The organism is Methylotuvimicrobium sp., from assembly GCF_050611805.1.
GTDB lineage: Bacteria > Pseudomonadota > Gammaproteobacteria > Methylococcales > Methylomonadaceae > Methylotuvimicrobium.
Genome location: NZ_JBNGHF010000011.1, coordinates 59,509 through 75,717 on the forward strand (window position 1 = coordinate 59,509; position 16,209 = coordinate 75,717).

At 47.0% G+C, this 16,209-nt stretch carries 23 protein-coding genes; 17 read left to right on the forward strand and 6 right to left on the reverse strand.

Features of this window, described 5'->3' with window-relative positions; translation table 11 throughout:
- Nucleotides 1–240 precede the first annotated feature (240 nt).
- The gene (locus ACRJJO_RS07560) at nucleotides 241–369 is read right to left on the reverse strand and encodes a hypothetical protein (RefSeq protein ID WP_431065250.1); all 129 of its coding nucleotides are present in this window, start codon (nucleotides 367–369) and stop codon (nucleotides 241–243) included.
- 112 nt (nucleotides 370–481) lie between these two features.
- On the opposite strand from ACRJJO_RS07560, the gene ACRJJO_RS07565 reads away from it, so the two are divergent.
- The 10 genes from ACRJJO_RS07565 to ACRJJO_RS07610 all read left to right on the forward strand — a co-directional run bounded on the left by ACRJJO_RS07565 (nucleotide 482) and on the right by ACRJJO_RS07610 (nucleotide 7,403).
- Nucleotides 482–1,531: a hypothetical protein gene (locus ACRJJO_RS07565; RefSeq protein WP_431065251.1), complete on the forward strand. Its 1,050-nt coding sequence runs from the start codon at nucleotides 482–484 to the stop codon at nucleotides 1,529–1,531.
- A 318-nt stretch (nucleotides 1,532–1,849) separates the two neighbouring features.
- On the forward strand, nucleotides 1,850–2,341 hold the full coding sequence (locus ACRJJO_RS07570) for a hypothetical protein (RefSeq protein ID WP_431065252.1): 492 nt from the start codon (nucleotides 1,850–1,852) through the stop codon (nucleotides 2,339–2,341).
- A gap of 52 nt (nucleotides 2,342–2,393) precedes the next feature.
- Nucleotides 2,394–2,687, forward strand: coding sequence for a nucleotidyltransferase family protein (locus ACRJJO_RS07575; RefSeq protein WP_125218830.1), 294 nt, complete (start codon nucleotides 2,394–2,396; stop codon nucleotides 2,685–2,687).
- On the forward strand, nucleotides 2,684–2,920 hold the full coding sequence (locus tag ACRJJO_RS07580) for a HepT-like ribonuclease domain-containing protein (protein ID WP_431065253.1): 237 nt from the start codon (nucleotides 2,684–2,686) through the stop codon (nucleotides 2,918–2,920). The genes ACRJJO_RS07575 and ACRJJO_RS07580 overlap by 4 nt, the downstream gene beginning before the upstream one ends.
- Nucleotides 2,921–3,058: 138 nt before the next feature.
- Nucleotides 3,059–3,580, forward strand: a complete 522-nt coding sequence (locus ACRJJO_RS07585) for a BrnT family toxin (protein WP_431065293.1) — start codon at nucleotides 3,059–3,061, stop codon at nucleotides 3,578–3,580.
- Between the two features lie 724 nt (nucleotides 3,581–4,304).
- A complete protein-coding gene (locus ACRJJO_RS07590; protein WP_431065254.1) occupies nucleotides 4,305–4,520 on the forward strand; it encodes a hypothetical protein in 216 nt (71 codons plus the stop codon).
- A complete protein-coding gene (locus ACRJJO_RS07595; RefSeq protein WP_431065294.1) occupies nucleotides 4,496–4,657 on the forward strand; it encodes a hypothetical protein in 162 nt (53 codons plus the stop codon). Before ACRJJO_RS07590 ends, ACRJJO_RS07595 begins: the two co-directional genes overlap by 25 nt.
- Nucleotides 4,638–4,925, forward strand: coding sequence for a helix-turn-helix domain-containing protein (locus ACRJJO_RS07600; protein ID WP_125218833.1), 288 nt, complete (start codon nucleotides 4,638–4,640; stop codon nucleotides 4,923–4,925). The genes ACRJJO_RS07595 and ACRJJO_RS07600 overlap by 20 nt, the downstream gene beginning before the upstream one ends.
- Nucleotides 4,926–5,239: 314 nt before the next feature.
- On the forward strand, nucleotides 5,240–5,830 hold the full coding sequence (locus ACRJJO_RS07605) for a Uma2 family endonuclease (protein ID WP_431065255.1): 591 nt from the start codon (nucleotides 5,240–5,242) through the stop codon (nucleotides 5,828–5,830).
- 34 nt (nucleotides 5,831–5,864) lie between these two features.
- Nucleotides 5,865–7,403: an AAA family ATPase gene (locus ACRJJO_RS07610; RefSeq protein WP_431065256.1), complete on the forward strand. Its 1,539-nt coding sequence runs from the start codon at nucleotides 5,865–5,867 to the stop codon at nucleotides 7,401–7,403.
- A 63-nt stretch (nucleotides 7,404–7,466) separates the two neighbouring features.
- Here the strand turns inward: ACRJJO_RS07610 and ACRJJO_RS07615 are convergent, their stop codons facing one another.
- On the reverse strand, nucleotides 7,467–7,781 hold the full coding sequence (locus ACRJJO_RS07615) for a HigA family addiction module antitoxin (protein WP_431065257.1): 315 nt from the start codon (nucleotides 7,779–7,781) through the stop codon (nucleotides 7,467–7,469).
- A gap of 10 nt (nucleotides 7,782–7,791) precedes the next feature.
- Entirely contained in the window at nucleotides 7,792–8,064 is a 273-nt protein-coding gene (locus tag ACRJJO_RS07620; RefSeq protein ID WP_431065258.1) for a CopG family antitoxin, read from the reverse strand.
- Between the two features lie 532 nt (nucleotides 8,065–8,596).
- Here ACRJJO_RS07620 and ACRJJO_RS07625 point away from each other — a divergent pair.
- The 7 genes from ACRJJO_RS07625 (at nucleotide 8,597) to ACRJJO_RS07655 (ending at nucleotide 12,143) form a co-directional block, all read left to right on the forward strand.
- Nucleotides 8,597–8,887 (forward strand): hypothetical protein, encoded by a 291-nt coding sequence (locus tag ACRJJO_RS07625; protein WP_254055106.1) that lies wholly within the window; start codon nucleotides 8,597–8,599, stop codon nucleotides 8,885–8,887.
- Nucleotides 8,884–9,267, forward strand: a complete 384-nt coding sequence (locus tag ACRJJO_RS07630; protein ID WP_431065259.1) for a type II toxin-antitoxin system VapC family toxin — start codon at nucleotides 8,884–8,886, stop codon at nucleotides 9,265–9,267. Before ACRJJO_RS07625 ends, ACRJJO_RS07630 begins: the two co-directional genes overlap by 4 nt.
- Before the next feature lie 155 nt (nucleotides 9,268–9,422).
- A complete protein-coding gene (locus tag ACRJJO_RS07635) occupies nucleotides 9,423–10,106 on the forward strand; it encodes a CsgG/HfaB family protein (protein ID WP_431065260.1) in 684 nt (227 codons plus the stop codon).
- Between the two features lie 2 nt (nucleotides 10,107–10,108).
- Nucleotides 10,109–10,507, forward strand: a complete 399-nt coding sequence (locus ACRJJO_RS07640; RefSeq protein ID WP_431065261.1) for a DUF4810 domain-containing protein — start codon at nucleotides 10,109–10,111, stop codon at nucleotides 10,505–10,507.
- Nucleotides 10,504–11,133: a DUF799 domain-containing protein gene (locus tag ACRJJO_RS07645; RefSeq protein WP_431065262.1), complete on the forward strand. Its 630-nt coding sequence runs from the start codon at nucleotides 10,504–10,506 to the stop codon at nucleotides 11,131–11,133. Before ACRJJO_RS07640 ends, ACRJJO_RS07645 begins: the two co-directional genes overlap by 4 nt.
- A gap of 447 nt (nucleotides 11,134–11,580) precedes the next feature.
- Nucleotides 11,581–11,838: a type II toxin-antitoxin system Phd/YefM family antitoxin gene (locus ACRJJO_RS07650; protein ID WP_341325805.1), complete on the forward strand. Its 258-nt coding sequence runs from the start codon at nucleotides 11,581–11,583 to the stop codon at nucleotides 11,836–11,838.
- Nucleotides 11,826–12,143: a type II toxin-antitoxin system RelE/ParE family toxin gene (locus tag ACRJJO_RS07655; protein WP_431065263.1), complete on the forward strand. Its 318-nt coding sequence runs from the start codon at nucleotides 11,826–11,828 to the stop codon at nucleotides 12,141–12,143. The genes ACRJJO_RS07650 and ACRJJO_RS07655 overlap by 13 nt, the downstream gene beginning before the upstream one ends.
- 349 nt (nucleotides 12,144–12,492) lie before the next feature.
- Here ACRJJO_RS07655 and ACRJJO_RS07660 read toward each other — a convergent pair whose 3' ends face one another.
- The 3 genes from ACRJJO_RS07660 to ACRJJO_RS07670 all read right to left on the reverse strand — a co-directional run bounded on the left by ACRJJO_RS07660 (nucleotide 12,493) and on the right by ACRJJO_RS07670 (nucleotide 16,200).
- A complete protein-coding gene (locus ACRJJO_RS07660) occupies nucleotides 12,493–12,990 on the reverse strand; it encodes a GNAT family N-acetyltransferase (protein WP_431065264.1) in 498 nt (165 codons plus the stop codon).
- A complete protein-coding gene (locus ACRJJO_RS07665; RefSeq protein WP_431065265.1) occupies nucleotides 12,987–13,259 on the reverse strand; it encodes a DUF1778 domain-containing protein in 273 nt (90 codons plus the stop codon). The genes ACRJJO_RS07660 and ACRJJO_RS07665 overlap by 4 nt, the downstream gene beginning before the upstream one ends.
- Before the next feature lie 418 nt (nucleotides 13,260–13,677).
- Nucleotides 13,678–16,200, reverse strand: a complete 2,523-nt coding sequence (locus ACRJJO_RS07670) for a DNA phosphorothioation-associated putative methyltransferase (RefSeq protein WP_431065266.1) — start codon at nucleotides 16,198–16,200, stop codon at nucleotides 13,678–13,680.
- Nucleotides 16,201–16,209: the final 9 nt, after the last annotated feature.

Below are 16,209 nucleotides of genomic sequence, written 5' to 3' on the forward strand. Positions count from 1 at the left end.
AACCAATCGTTCGACAGGACGATTTATGCCTGATAACCCGATACTCCGTATCCATTATCAGGCAAAATCGCCTGTCAACTCGGCCATTATACATTTCAGCCATAGGAAAGAACATGCTTACAGAGCAACGCTTAAAAACCCTCGAGTCGTGGGTTGAAAAATTTTCTGAGTTTTCTGAAACGGTAATAGAAGATTCAAAGAATAAGCAGTACATGATAGATGTCCTCAAAGATGAACTTTTTAGGTTAAAAGCGCAGGTTCAAGTTTTAACTGACGAATTAGCTTCGTATAGGCGTTAAAACTAATTCTGTTAGCTCTAGTTTCTTTCTTGAATTTTGCAATATCTTTTTTAAATTTTTTAATACTCATGTTGTTTACCTCGTTAAATTTAAAAATGTATAACCCACCGCTCAACCCGACTCCGCTTCGCTACGCGGGTTAGCTTTTGCGTTATGTGTAAAAGGAATGGGCGACTAAGCATATGGGATTGACCAATTATGCTCTTGAGAGAATGGGGTTTGAGAAAATACCCGCCGATCGTACAATCGAGGCGCGCTTCCGGTCGCTTAATGTGTATGAGGCGCGAGGTATTGTTTCCGACAAGAAGGCTCCGCTTGATTCCTCATCCCTGAAGAACACGGATAACGAGGTCTCTTTATCACTTGGTAATAGCGTAAATGAGATATGTCGAATTTTGGCTGGCGATGATTTCACCGATGATGAAGATAAATGGAAAACAGAAACAAAAACCTCCCCTCCTTATATGATCGTTCTCACAGAATCCCCAGAGCAAGTGACATGTAGTAATGGCTATTGGAAACAAGAGAACGAGGAAATAATTACTCACGATTGCTTCACAGAGGCCAAAGAGTCCCTTCAGAAACTCGAGAACGTAAGAACAGCAGTAGTGGTCACTGCTTTAAGTGCATTGCTATCGAGCGAGCAGAGGCCTGTTGTTTTTGTTCCGGTTGCCAGAGAGGTCTATGCAGACACAAATCTCGATAAGAGGCTGCGAGATTTACGGTTTGAGTTCTCGGGGGAAGCTTATGTATCAAGCCCAATTGATACCGCGAGCGCGTCAAAAAAGATAAGTTCTGCGCTCCAATTGTCGCACTCAATCCATCCAAAAGTCGGCTATTTCTTTGGTCTTGCCACTAAAGAAAAAGATCGTTTAAAAAAATTCCTATATCTGTTCTTGGTTATTGAAATTCACACACACCAAACATTCAAAGAACTTGACTACGCCGTTGCCTTAACAAAGCTTCATGTCCTTCCGGCTCGGATTGCTGATTCTGCTGCTGCGTTCTACATCGATCGACAAAAGGAAGCAAAGAATCTCACTCAGAGATTCATGTGGTGTTCGATATTGCGGTGGAGCGATGTGTGCGATTCCGATGTTGAAAATTTCAAGGTGGTGAAGCGTATTCGCGATCGCATCTACCATGGAGAGGAAGTGGCAGAAAAATCGCTCCCGATATCTGAGGCGCAATCGCTGGCTTCGAAGTTGATTCGTTGTAAATCATATGCATAGCGACGGGGGCAGGGGTCAGGTCTATATTTTATGCTAAATTCTCAGGTTAGGGCTTCCAAGTAAATAAAAGGTAGGATCAAAATAAAGAAACCGTTTCTAGCCTGAAAGATCGTAAGTATTCAGACCCCGTTGGCAAATTACCGCAATCCAGGCGTATTGTTGGCATCCCCCTTTGAAAAAGGGGATTGAGGGGGATTTATTTTAAAAATCTCCCCTAGCTCCTCGGCAACTGCTCCTGCGTTGCCCTACCTCCTGCATCCGTACAGTCGTCTTTTTCAAAGAGGGGGACCGAATACTTACCTCTGAATTGGATATGACATGACTGAAAAAAGAAGTGATTTTGAGGTTGCACTGCAAATGCGTGAGTTTGAGATTACTCAACTCGCTCAACGAAACAATTTTTTTATGATATTTCAAGGGGTGTTGCTTGCTGGGGTTATTCAGTCCGCCCACTCAATAGCCGTGGTAAGTTTTTTGGGTTGTGTCGCAGGCTTTTCCATTTCGTTATTTCAAGTTGGTATGGCTTCTGGTGCAAAGTATTGGCAGGCCAAGCTCTCTGAATTTGAACCCAATTTATTTCACGAAGACGATTGCAGGTACAACAACACCGTAAAGGGGCGGCTCAGCAAGCGAGGAATCAGCGGTAGAATTGAAAGTTTAATCATGCGCCGCTATTCAGTTAGTCGCATATCTATTTGGGTTGGTATCACGTTTGCGGCCATTTGGTTTCTTTTGGTTTTGTGTACCCTTCGTGGCTACTCGCCTCTAGGCATTCCGTCTTTTATCGTGGACTTTAATTGCCATGCCTAACGCTGTAAGATGGTTTTGCACCAGCAAACCGTCATAACCAAGAGGATATGACTTGACTGAATTATATGAATTGTTACAGCAGCAAAAAGCCAGTATTCTGGAAATTGCCAAGCATTACCACGCAACCAACATCCGCGTGTTTGGCTCCGTGGTACGCGGCGAAGCGCATGATGACAGCGACATTGATTTATTGGTCGATTTTCTGCCTGGCTCAACTCTATTGGATCAGGTTGGCCTGATTGATGCGCTATCGACGACACTGGGCCGCAAGGTCGATATAGTCAGCGAGCGCGCATTGAACAAATACTTACGCCAGCGGGTTTTGCAAGAAGCTGTAGCGTTATGAAAGATCGATTTATCTTCATTGCTGCGGCATTGGAAAGCATCGAGTTAATTCGGTCTTATATCGAAGGCTACGATTTAACTGGGTTTTTGGCCGATAGAAAAACTCAGGATGCAGTGATTCGCAATCTGGAAATCATCGGCCAAGCGCTTAAGGACTTTGGTGTTGAAACCTTGTTGGCGGAACAACCTAAATGTAATGATGAGCCATTATTCTTTTGGTTGGGATCCTCGTAAGGATGCCGCTAATCGCAAGAAGCACGACGTCTCGTTCCAGGAGGCCAAAACTGCCTTTACAGATGAGAGTTCGCACGTCTTATAGCTGACCCCGACCATTCTGAAGAGGAGGACTGGTTCATTCTCCTCGGCACTAGCATACATTCTCGCTTGCTGGTGGTGTGCCACTGCATAAGAGATGGTGAGGTTATCCGAATTATCTCTGCCCGTAAGGCGAATAGGCGAGAACGAAAAACTTATGAAGGGTACAGGACATGCGTGATAATTACGACTTTTCCGACTCCGTTAAAAATCCATATGCCAAGAAGCTCAAGAAGCAGGTTACGATCCGGTTGGATGAAGATACGGTGGCGTAGTTCAAGAATCTTGCGGAGGAAAAAGACCTACCGTATCAGAGCCTTATCAACCTCTATCTGCGTGACTGCGCCCAGTCACATAAGGATCTTAAGATTGAGTGGCAGTGAACTGTTAACAATCGGCTTCTGTCGGACAGACAATAGCTCCGGCCAAAAAACGGCCTTTATTTTTGCCTGCCGCAGAGCCGGCCATTATGTTTTAAAAAACGAAAAAAATCGCTATTCTAAAAAAATATGCCATGTTACAGCCGAAAGTTACAGAATTAATTACCGAAGAAGACTGCTTGCAAGGCGAGCTAATTAACGATGTAAAACACGAGCTAAATGATACTGAATTGGCCTGCGTTTAATTGGTACCTGACCCTGATATATCCCCACAAAACGCTCGTTCCCATGATCTGCGCTCTTCGTTATACACAAATATCGGTAAATTTGCTAAACAGAGGTCATTGTATAACTGGAAACGGTGCTGTTTGATAAATCTGCGGATATTGGATATCAGTGGTTCCGAGATCGCGATCTGGGGATCGCTCCCACAGAGCATCCAGCCCCTTGTGGGAGCGACGCCTTCGTCGTCCCTCACCTAACGCTAGGTGCACTGCCATTAAGTTAAGCCGTTCGTGGTGAGCCTGTCGAACCATGGACGGCTTAACTTATCGACCCAGGATTTTTCCATTCACCCTTCGACAGGCTCAGGGCGAACGGAAAAATCCTTAACTTAATGGCAGTGACGCAGAGCGTAGGAACGATAAAAAATCATAAATCTATCAATTTTCAGCCATAGCAAATTGTTTTATTTGGCTATTTCGTGGGGATACCTCAGTACCTGACCCCAGTTATTTGGATTTGTGAAGGGGCAGTCGGGTAGATCGCTGTTCTACCATGATGAGTAGCAAACAACGCTACTCATCTAGACCTGTTGTCCTGTTTTTTTGTGTCTATTGGGATATCTAATTGTAGTTATGTCTTCAAATCAAACACTTAGTCACTATCTTGCAAAGCACTCCAATGGAGTATATTCTTAAGGCATGATTACCGTTGCCGAAACCGAGACATTTCAAAGCAAAATCAATAAGTTACTTTCTAAGGAAGAAAAGGATGAGTTGATTGCATATTTGTCGGAACATCCGAGTGCCGGAGATTTAATTCAAGGAACCGGGGCATTAGAAAGCTCAGATGGGCAAAGGCAGACAAAGGCAAAAGCGGAGGCGTCAGGGTTATCTATTATTTTCATAGCGACATGATGCCACTTTATCTATTGGCTGTTTTCGCTAAAAACGAAAAGGCAAACATCACTGCTGAAGAGAGGAACATTTTGTCGAAGGCAGTAAAAGAGTTAGTAACCTATTGGAGGCGTAAAAATGGGCAAGGCATTCACTGAAATATTTGCTGGCCTTAGTGATGCAATTGATCACGCAAAAGGTAAATCAACAAAGGTTGTTGAGCATAAACCGGAGCCTATTGACGTCAAAGCCATCCGAGAAACTACAGGCATGACACAGCAAAAATTTTGCGCTGCGTTCGGTATTTCTCTTGGCACATTGCGTCACTGGGAGCAAGGGTTGCGTGTGCCTAGAGGTCCTGCGCGAGTATTGCTTAAGGTAGTTAAGCATAACCCCAAAGCAATTATTGACGCGATGCACGAATAAAAACATAACAAGGCGCTGCTTTGCGGCAAATTTTCCGCTGCTCGCTCCACATTTGCCGCAAAGCTCGGCGTTAGCCGTCAAGGAGCGAGCATGTTCGAATACAAGCTGACAGAAGAGATACTCAAGCGATCTCAATCCAATGTCTGGGACATGGCAAAACTCGAATGGAAGCTGAACGTGATTTACGGAGCAGAGGAACCCGAAACATGTCTTTGTGGCCACTTTCCAATTGGAAAATATACTATTATGTTTGACCGGTGGAATTTTCTTTTCACTTTAATGACTTAGGTCGATATGCTTGGGACTGGCATTGTATGTTAATACCAAAACATACAGGTTTAATTACCGAAGACGACTATTTGCAAGGCGAGCTAATAGGCGATGTAAAACACGAGCTGATTGATGGCTGCGTTTACGCAATGGCCGGCGCCAGCGCAAACCATGAGCGAATTGCTGGGAATGTTTGTAGAAAGTTCGGCAATCATTTGGAGGGTTTGCCTTGCGAACCTTTCGGGTCGGATATGAAAGTCAAAGCAGGTTCGAATTTTTTTTATCCCGATGTCAGTGTCGATTGCCATTTCGATGAATCCCAGCCTTATTACGTGCAGTCGCCGATCATCATTGTCGAGGTGTTGTCCAAGGCAACACGCAAGATGGATGAAACGGTTAAATTGCTTTCCTACATCGATATTCCGAGCTTGCAAGAGTATGTGTTGATCGAGCAGGATTTTGTCGATATCCAGGTCATTCGCCGGAATGAGTCATGGCTGCCAAGGCATTACTTTTTGGGGGATGAAATTACTTTTGAATCCATTGATCTCACTTTGCCGGTCGAGGCGATTTACGCACGGGTGCATAACGAAGAGATGCTTGAGTTTTTAAGCAAGCAAGCGGCAAGTGATTGAGTGTAAACGTATTTCAAACCTCCTTACCCATACCATGAAAAAGCTGCCAATCGGTATTCAAACGTTCTCGGAACTGATCGAGGGCAATTATTATTATGTCGATAAAACGGCCCTGATTGCTGAGCTGATTGATTCGGGCAAATATTATTTTTTGGCGCGCCCGCGTAGATTCGGCAAGTCGTTATTGGTTAGCACGCTGAAATCGCTCTTTGCCGGTGAGAAAGCGCTATTTGACGGTTTATTTTTGCAGAATCATTGGGATTGGTCGGTGAAATATCCGGTGATCCATATCAGTTTCGGCGGAGGTGTCGTGAATTCCGCTGCTATGTTGGATGAACGTTTTCGGGCTATTTTAGACGAGACGGCTGAGTTCTATCGGGTTGATTTACATCATGATGATTTGGCGAATCGTTTTGCCGAGTTGATCAAAAAGCTGGCGGATCAATTTCAACAGCGGGTCGTTGTGTTGGTCGATGAATACGACAAGCCGATTTTGGACAATATTGAGCATTCGGCGCGGGCTGTTGCGATTAGGGAAGGCTTGCGCAACATTTATTCGGTAATTAAAGACAGGGATGCTTTTATCAAGTTCGCGTTGCTCACCGGAGTTAGTAGATTCAGCAAAGTCAGTTTGTTTAGTGGCTTGAACAATTTACGGGATATTTCGTTGGATGGCCGCTATGCCACATTATGCGGCTATACCTTGGCGGAAATTCAATCGGTGTTTAGCGAACGTTTGTCCGGCGTGGATTTCAGTCAGTTGGCCGAGTGGTATAACGGTTATAACTTTTTGGGTGAGAGGGTCTATAACCCGTTTGATGTGTTGCTGTATCTGGAACAGCGTTTGTTCAAGAATTATTGGTTCGAGAGCGGTAGCCCGGATTTTTTGATTCGTTTGGTTAGAGAGCGGCAATATGCCATTCCCGATTTAGAGAATGTGGTTGTCGATGAGGCGATGCTCAGCCGTTTTGATATCGATGACATTACGCTTGAAAACCTGTTGTTTCAGACCGGCTATTTGACGATTGAACGGGTGGAGGATTTGGGCGGGGAGCGTTTTTATCACTTGACTTATCCAAACCGCGAGGTCAAGGCAGGTCTGAATAGTCATTTATTGCGGGAGTTGGTGCAATCCGGGCAGGCGACGCGTCAGCAGATGCGCATTTATAAGGCTTTGGAGCAGGCCGATCCGGAACAATTGCAACAGGCTTTGACTGCTTTGTTTGCCGCGATTCCTCATGATTGGTATCGACAAAATCAATTGGCTCGATATGAGGGTTATTATGCGTCTATCGTTTATTGTTGTCTGGCGGCCTTGGGGTTGAATGTGATCGCGGAAGATATGACCAACCAGGGTAGGGTCGATTTGACCGTCAAGTTGGCTGAAAAGATTTTTATTATTGAATTTAAAGTACTGGAGGGAAAGCGCGAGTCGGGGCGAGCATTGGCGCAGATCAAGGCAAGAAAATATTGGCAAAAATACGCTACCGGTGAGTTTCAGGTGATGTTAATCGGTATCGAGTTTGATAAATCTGAGCGAAATATTGTTCATTTTGAGTGGGAAGCGGTTTAATTGATATTTGTTACTATTACGGCCAAAGCTTAGGATTAATAGCTGTCGCTGTGCAACCGTTGGTTATGTCCCGTATCTTATCGGTGGCCCGGAATTCCAAGGACGAATGTTTTTTAACTGGACCTCAAGAGCATCTTCCGTAATTTCGGTATCATAGCTTGCCTGAGCCCGCAGCCAATACCCGTTGGACAAGCCAAAGAAACGGCAGAGTCGTAGTTCAGTATCTGCGGTTATCGAACGCTTTCCAGCAATAATTTGACTGATTCGCTGCACAGGGACTCCAATTTCTTTTGCTAGGCGGTTTTGAGAAATATCCATGGGCTCAAGAAACTGTTCTTTCAATAACTCGCCGGGTGTTACAGGGTCAATGTTGCGCATGAATTACCTCCTACCGATCTTCATGCAAACGACCTTCTACATATTTGTGGAGGATGCTGGCAACAAGCGTCTGGTAAGGGATGCCTTCCGCCAGGGCTTTCTTCTGGAGTCCACGAAGATCCTTCGATGAAAGCCTGATGTTGATACGGGCATCTTTCTTGAACATGGCTTCTGCGTATTGCTGATGCCGCGCTTTCTGTTCTTCAAAATCTGGAGTTCGCTGCAACTCGCCAGCATCGAATGCATCCAGAATTTCTTGCTCTTTTTTATCCAGTCTGTTCATTTCGGACCTCCCAAATAAGCTTTGGTTGCTTTCCTGCTCGGAATGATTGTTTTCAAAAAAATCTCATCTTCCGATTCTACAAAGGGCACCAGATAAGCATAACCCTAGAAAGAGCAGTTGGCATGTGTTGTAGACCGTTCGTGCTGAGTAAAGTCGAAGCATGAACGGTCTACAACACTTTCACCGACCTGGTGAAGCCTCAAACTCCCGTTCACCCTTCGACAGGGCTCTCCTGAGCGTAGCCGAAGGGCTCAGGGCGAACGGGAGTTTGAGGCTCTCAACTGCTCTTTTTAGGATAACCCTAGTCTGTCGAAAATGATTTAGTCCGTTATTATTTTCGCCGCTTTTTGGCTTTCCTTATTTAAAAAATTCTTGGCGCTTTTTTCTTACCGTATACGGGATATTCGTCTTCTCCCAGCGTACTAAATCCACTTGGGGGCGCTATGTAATGCCTGGTCAATCACCGCTTCTTTTCGACTGCCACATAAAGCAGGCTATAATATTTGATTAGACCGATGACCTGTTTGAGATATTGAAACTATTTTATGCAGAAAGAATAGACTGGACGCAATCAAAATATGAGCACATGACTATGCAGGCTTTAGAACTATCAACTGAAATTAACGAAAAGCATCAAATCCATTTACAATTGCCGGATTCAATTAGAGCAGGTAAAGCTAAGGTAATTGTATTGCTGGAGGATGTTACCGAGCCACAGCCAAAGAAAAAGCGGGTGTTTGGACAATTTCGCGGCAAAATAAAAATCAGCGAGGATTTCGAAAACGAATTGCCGGACGACTTCTGGTTGGGCAATGACGTATGAACCTGTTGCTAGATACTCATGTTTTTCTTTGGCTGAACGATACGCCGGAAAATCTGTCCCACGCGGCATTGAATGCCTGTCAGGACGAAAATAATGCTCTGTTTCTTAGTCTGGTATCCGCCTGGGAAATCCAGATCAAACAACAACTCGGGAAGCTTGAGCTTAGCGAAAGTTTGCAAACCCTGATTAACACTCAACAAAGTTACAATGGATTGCAATTACTCCCTATCGAATTGGAGCATATCAAGGCTCTTGGTCATTTACCATCCCCGCATCGAGACCCATTCGACCGCCTATTGATCGCTCAAAGCGTCAAAGAGCAAATGCATTTCATCAGTGCTGATCGGATGTTTGCCAACTATCCGGTAAATTTGATTTGATGACTTTTTATTTTTAAAAGCACGCGTTTCGGGTTGCGCGAATACGATTATTTGAAATGAAGATAGCATTGAATCCAAAGGAGAAAGCGAGACAGGCCGCCTGAGGGCGGGTGCTATCCCAACCGGCTGAAGTTCCGGGGCTCTCGCGTAAATTGATGAAAAAAATTGTTATATATGCAGTTGCATTGTCGGCGGTGAGTTTGGCTGCCTGTGTCAGTCGCGGTATTAGTGAAGATGTCGCCGACAAGGGGCCGCAAGTCGTGATTGCTCCATTGGCGCCGGAAGAACGGATGACCATTGCCGTGTCCCGTTTTACCAATGAATCGATTTACGGCAGCGGTTTGTTTACAGACGCTTCCGGCGATAGGATCGGCAAGCAAGCCGCGGATATGTTGTCGCGGCATTTGATGGCGACGCAGCGTTTCAATGTCGTGGAAAGACAAGACATCGGAAGGCTCAAGTCGGAGGCTGAGTTGATGGGCGCGACAGAACAGCAGTTCAAGCAAAATTTGCTCGGGGTCGATGCCTTGATCATGGGATCGGTCGTGGAATTAGGGCGCGACACCACCGGCGGCGTTTGGTTATTGGGTAAAGAAAAAACCCAGCGGGCTCGCGCTCGTGTCGTATTGCGTTTGGTCGATCCGAAAACCGGTCAAGTGTTTTACAGCCAAGAAGGCAGCGGCGATGCGACGATGTCGGCCACCAGTACTTTGGGTTTCGGCGGCACGGCCGGATTCGATTCGACTCTGGAAGGCAAGGCTATCGATGCCGCGATTGTCAATATGATCAATAATGTGGTTTCGACGCTGGATGCACGGCGCCAAAGCCGGCCTCGTTAACCATGTCTTTATTACGGGTTGTTGGTTGGTGCGTGATGTCGGTCTTTGTTTTGGCCGGCTGCGCTCCTCAGGGATTGTATTATTGGGGGGCTTATGAAGACGGGCTTTATGATCGTTATGTCGAAAACAGCGGCGAACAAGTCGAAGCTTATTTACGGCAATCGATGACCGAGGCGGAGGCTAATCGCATGCCTGTGCCGCCGGGCTTATATGCGGATTATGGTTTTGTGTTGTATCAACGCGGAGACAAGGCGGGCGCAATCGACTATTTTCGCCGTGAACGCGGGCTTTATCCTGAATCCACGGCCTTGATGAATAAATTGATAGAACGGATCGAACAGCAAGATAAGTCGGGTGCGGCGGATTTGCCAACTGAGGAATTAGCCGGAGAAGAGCGATGAAATGGGGTGCGATTATTTTAACGGCATGGCTTATGGCCGGTTGCGCGCCGCGTCAACGGCTCGATCTCGATACGTTTTATGCGCATCAGCCGAGGTCGATTTTAGTCGTGCCGGTCGTTAACGAGTCTCCCGAGGTTACTGCGCAATCGGTTTTTATCAGCACCATAAGCCGGCCTTTGGCGGAGCGGGGCTATTATGTTTTTCCGGTTTATCTGACGGATATGATTCTGCGCGATTTCGGTCTCGTGGAAGCCGGGCATATTCATCAAATGCCGGTGGACCGGTTTTTTGAGTTGTTCGGCGCCGATGCGGTCTTGTTCGTCACGATCAAAGATTGGAGTACTAAATATTTGGTGGTGGCCTCGTCGGTCGTGGTCACGATGGAATACGTTCTGAAAGATACCAAAACGGGCTTGGTTTTGTGGGAAAACCAACAGACTTACACGCACGATTCCGGCGGCGGTGGTCATCCGATAGCGATGATGGTAGCGGCCGCGATCAATGCATTGGTTACCGATTATCTACCGTTGGCGAGGCAAGCCAATTTCATGGCCTTTGCGCCTCCGAAAGGGTTGCCGGCGGGGCCTTATCATCCCGAGTACAAAAAGGATCATGAGCGGTTTTAGTTGAAATGTTGGGTTTGATCCCGGGCGGGGCCGGATGCTCTGTGGGAGCGATCCCCTGATCGCGATTTCGAGGTTGAGAAGCTGGGTAATAACATTAAGGTATCGAGGTCACGAAGGCTATGACATTTTCCTCGTTCCCACCGCTCCAGCGTGGGAATGCATACCGATCTTGTTGCGGCAGCCAAGGTATGGGTTCCCACGGAGGACCGTGGGAACCAGAAAAGCTGGGTAATAACATTAAGGTATCGAGGTCACGAAGGCTATGACATTTTCCTCGTTCCCACTGCTCCAGCGTGGGAATGCATACCGATCTTGTTGCTGTAGCCAAGGTATGGGTTTTGACGGAGGATCGAGGGAATCAGAAAAAATTCTCATGCCTACTACGATTGCGCTTATGACTTGAATCCAAGTTTGCAAAATGCCAAGTGACAGAATAGTATCACTTTTATGAAGACTGAACTTGTAACCACACTAAAACGTCACGCCACTCGGATTCTTGCCGACTTGCGCGAATCCAAAGAGCCTGTACTCATTACCGAGCATGGCAAGCCGTCTGCTTATCTTGTCGACTTTGAAGACTTTGAACGAATCCAGAATAGGATGCGAATCCTGGAGGGTATAGCAAGAGGCGAAAAAGCAGTTTTAGAAGGACGAATATACTCAGAATCGGAAGCAGAAGAGAAAATGAGCAAATGGCTCAAATAAAATGGACTGAGCCTGCACTAAACGATATCGATGAGGTTGCAGAGTACATTGCTATAGATAAACCGGGTGCCGCTAAGAAGTTAGTCAAAGAAATCTTCAAAACCACACGACGTCTTAAAAATTTCCCGGAATCCGGTCGGCGTCCCCCGGAACTACAAGATACAAACTATCGAGAGTTAATAGTAGGCCCTTGCCGAATATTTTATCGTGTACAGAAAACTACTGTTTATATTCTCTATGTGATGCGCAGTGAGCGTGAATTACGTAAATTCCTATTAGAGGATAGGGCGAAACAAAGCGGATAATGAATAATCAGCTTAGCCAATAATTCTGAGTTTCCTTGTTTCCGCCGCATTAAGAGGGTCAAAAAGGGGTTCTGAGGTATCCCACGAAACGATCGTTCCCATGCTCTGCGTGGGAATGCCGCTTTAGACGCTCTGCGTCGACTGCGGCGGGCAATTGGATTGAGAAACTGTAGAGAGTGTAGCGTTGCTCTTGTCTGGATTATCGACCTTTGGGAACGCAGAGCGTCCCCGGATGCATTCCCACGCAGAGCGTAGGAACGATGAAAAACCAATATATTTATCGATTTACATCCATAGCAAATTGTTTTATTCGGCTATTTGGTGGTGACCCCTTTTTTCGAAAGGTCCGTTAAGAAATTGCATAGCTATTCAAACGTAGCATCAAATTCATAGTATGCTGCGGCGACTCCTGAAAACCGTAATGCTCGTAGAACTGCTTCGCACGATCATTGAGGGCATGGACGAGCAATGCGCGAACTCCTGTATTTTGTGATACGACAAGCGCACGTTTTACGGCGTCTTGAAGCATGGCTGCGCCCACCTTTATACCCTGCGCCCGGCGATCTACGGCCAACCTGCCAAGCACCATGACCGGAACGGGATCAGGCATATTGCGGCGAATTGCACTCGTAGCCAATTGGTGGGATATCGCGCCAGCAGCCATGGTGTAGTAACCCCATACTCGCTCACTTTCATCAAGGACCACAAACGTTCTACTGGCTCCGCTGAGTTGGTTGCTCATCGCTCGGCGTTTGAGCCAGTCATCCAGTGTATGCTCACCGCACTCGAAATCATTCAATAGGTGTGTGGGCGCAAGCGGTTGAGGTGCGGATAGCGTCAAGTTCATTCTTTATTATTTTTCCAAGGCGGATTAACCGCCATCAGTCGCTCCAGGCCGACATTTGGCTTCGGCGGCGCGTCTAGCATTGCAGTGAACTTTTGAAATTGATCCGTATCCAGGCCGAAAAAGACTTGGTCAAGTAAAACCGACTGGGCACGTTCACAAGCAGCTTCCAGCATGAAGTCCGAACGGTTTTTGCCTAGTAGATTGGCTGCATGATCAATGAGATCTCGCTGTTCCGGCAAGGCACGTAGATTGATAGAAGCTGCGCGCATATCGATCTCCTTATGTGGTTACAATAGATAGACAAATGGTAGTGTCGTGTGTAGTTGTTGTCAATACAAAGTTCCTCGTTCCCACTGCTCCAGCGTGGGAATGCATACCGATCTTGTTGCGGTAGCCAAGGTATGGGTTCCCACGGAGGACCGCTCATCGTTATACATAAGTCAAAAATTACCTTTTCGCAATCTTAACCATCGAAACCTCAATACCATTTATTGTCACTTAACACTCGCGGATCACCTAGCGCTAGGCGATCCGCGTAGGGTACGCTGTGCGTACCATGGTAACCCCGCAATGTTCATGTGCCAACCGAGCCGCCAGGGCACGGCTTTGGTACGCGCAGCGTACCCTACAATTTATGTATAACGATGAGCGGAGGACCGTGGGAACCAGAAAAACATGGTGCTTCATCTAGGCTAACCGCCTTTTCCTCGGCACTTGTTTGCCCGATTCGGTCGTGACCATGTCGATGTATTCTCTTTTTTGTTCCGGCCCGTAGCTGACATGAATCGGCCGGTTTTCGCCGTAAAAATACAGCCGGTCGAACGGTGTGTTTTCGGCGATCCAGTCGGCGACTTCGCGCATGTTTTCGTCCTCGACGATAAAGTCGGCTGCAGCGCCGAGACGAGGGCAGATCAGGTTGTTTCGCGTGTTGCGTTCGTGTGCGGCATGTTGGTCTAGTTTCGGCGCGACGCGCTTCTTGATCAGCTTACCCAGCTCATGCGAGCAAAAGCCGTAAGTCAGGCGAATCATGCCGAAATAGTCGATGACAGGATCGAGTATGTTGACGGCCAAGTCGTAAAGCGCGTTATAGCTGTCCGGCTGTTTGGGCAGATTCGGTTGGCCTGTGTGTTGTTGCGTTTCCCCGCATTCGATCAAGTGCCGATAGGTCAAATAACCGCCGCAGTTGTCGTCGAGATTCGGAAGGCTTCGGCTGCGGATCAGGCTAAAGCCATCGATTTCCCAGCGATGCTTGGCCAAGGTTTCGCGAAATTCGCTAGGTTTCGGGCCGTATCTGCTCAGGTCGAATAGATCGAGTGCTTGCAGTTGTTCGTCGAAGTGTAATTGCTGCGCGTAGTTCGGAAATTCTTCATTGATGAAGCGCGATTTCAAATACAAATTAGTCGGCTCGAATTCTTCGCCGTATTGATACAGATCGAAAGTTTGTTCGCGCAGATTGATTTTGACGCGCTCGAGCAAACGCGGCAGAGGTTGCTCGGTAAAGTCGTCGTAGCGCATCAGGCTCAGCTTTCCGGATTGACTATGAATCTTGATTAGATCGGTTTGGTCGATGTCGCCATACGATACCGTTGCGCAGCCGATGTAAATGCGCAGTAGCGCCGGTAGGCGGTCGACTAGGCTGGTATGCAGGTACAAAGCGTGTTCGTCATCGAAATAGCCTAAACCTTGTTCTGTGGCTTGGCGGCATGTTGTTTCGATCGATTCGGCATCGCTGATTTGAAATAGAACCGAGCGAGCGTTGGCAACGGCATTTTTATAGTCGCCGAAAAAGGCTTTAATATCGCGCTGTAAGCCGCTTTCCAAGTGTTTATAAGGTTTGCGCTTGGAAAAAGTCTGCAAGGCAAGGTAGGTTAGAAAGTCGTCGATGCGGCTTTGCCGGGCTTGTTCCAGTAAATCTTCTTCAAACTGTTCGAGCATGAAGCGCAAGGCTTTATTGGCTGTGCCGAAGGCTTCGGTGAGCGCTATTAATTCCGGGATTTCGGTTTTATCCGGCAGGCGTCCGAGAGCTAAGGTTTGTTGCCAAAGCGGGTCGAGTAAATGCCGATAGGTTTGGTATATTTTCTCTCGGCGCGACAGTTTCGGCTGCGGCGGGCCGAAAGGACGTTGCGGTATGCGCAAAATATTTCGACGGCTGCGTTGCCGGTTTAATAAAAAACGCTGTTCGGCGTCTTGATCCTTGAAGATAAAGAAGATGCCGGGGGCGACAGGAATCGCGTCCGTGTCTAGCGTGTCGCTTAAAAATTCTTTGAGTTCGGTTTGCGTGTAATATTTTTGGAAGGTATTGCGCTGCGTGATGACGCCATCGTTATAGGGTTGGCCTTTCAATGCGTTTTGGTTGAACAGCATCGCCGAAACGACCAAGATTTGCCGGGTTAGTCGGTAGGCTCCGATGAGCGCTTCCAGGCGTTCTTGGTAGTCTTCGATCACGTTAATGACAAATCCCAGGTTGACGATATCCGCTTCTTGCTTAGATTGGTCCGGCGCATAATGAGGGTCCCAGCCGGCGACAGGAATCGAATTGGCTTTGAGATTGCGAATATCGTCGCCTTTACCGCAACCGTAATCGAATACCGATAGGTTGCCGTCTAAAAAACCGTGTCGGGCCAAGCATTGCATCGGTGCAGATAAGTTGCTACGAGATAGTGCGGTCAAATGCCGAACAATCGAAGCGGACGGGCTATCTGTCAAGGTGTCCGGCGTGTCGACTTCGTTGCCGATCGGTACGAATTGTCCGTCGATTAGCTGAAAGCCTTTTTCGGCAATCAACGCATCCCAAGCTTGTTTAAAGCCGATTGTGACCGGATTATCGAACAGGCCGAGTTGTTCGGCGGTAGCGGTGAGTTCTCGGTATTCCGGGTTGCGGGGATGCTGTTCGCCGAGTAATAGTTCTTTGCGGTGCAGAATGGGGGGATTGTATGAGTCTTGATAGCTGCGTTTTTCGACTCGTTTGTTATTTAAATCGATGCGATAACTCGTTGCCAGGACAGGGAAGGGGGTGTCGAAAAAATTTGGATAGTGCAGCAGGGATATGGCTGTTCCGTTGATTTCATATTTGACGATATTGTAATCGCGCTCCGCACGGCAACGGCTCAACTTCTCCGCTTCGGTAATGCGTTGTTGAACTTCGAGGGATTGTTCGCCGGTTAAGCTGAAATGCCAATAAACATGGTTGAGGACTTTTTTGCCGATCATATAACGGAT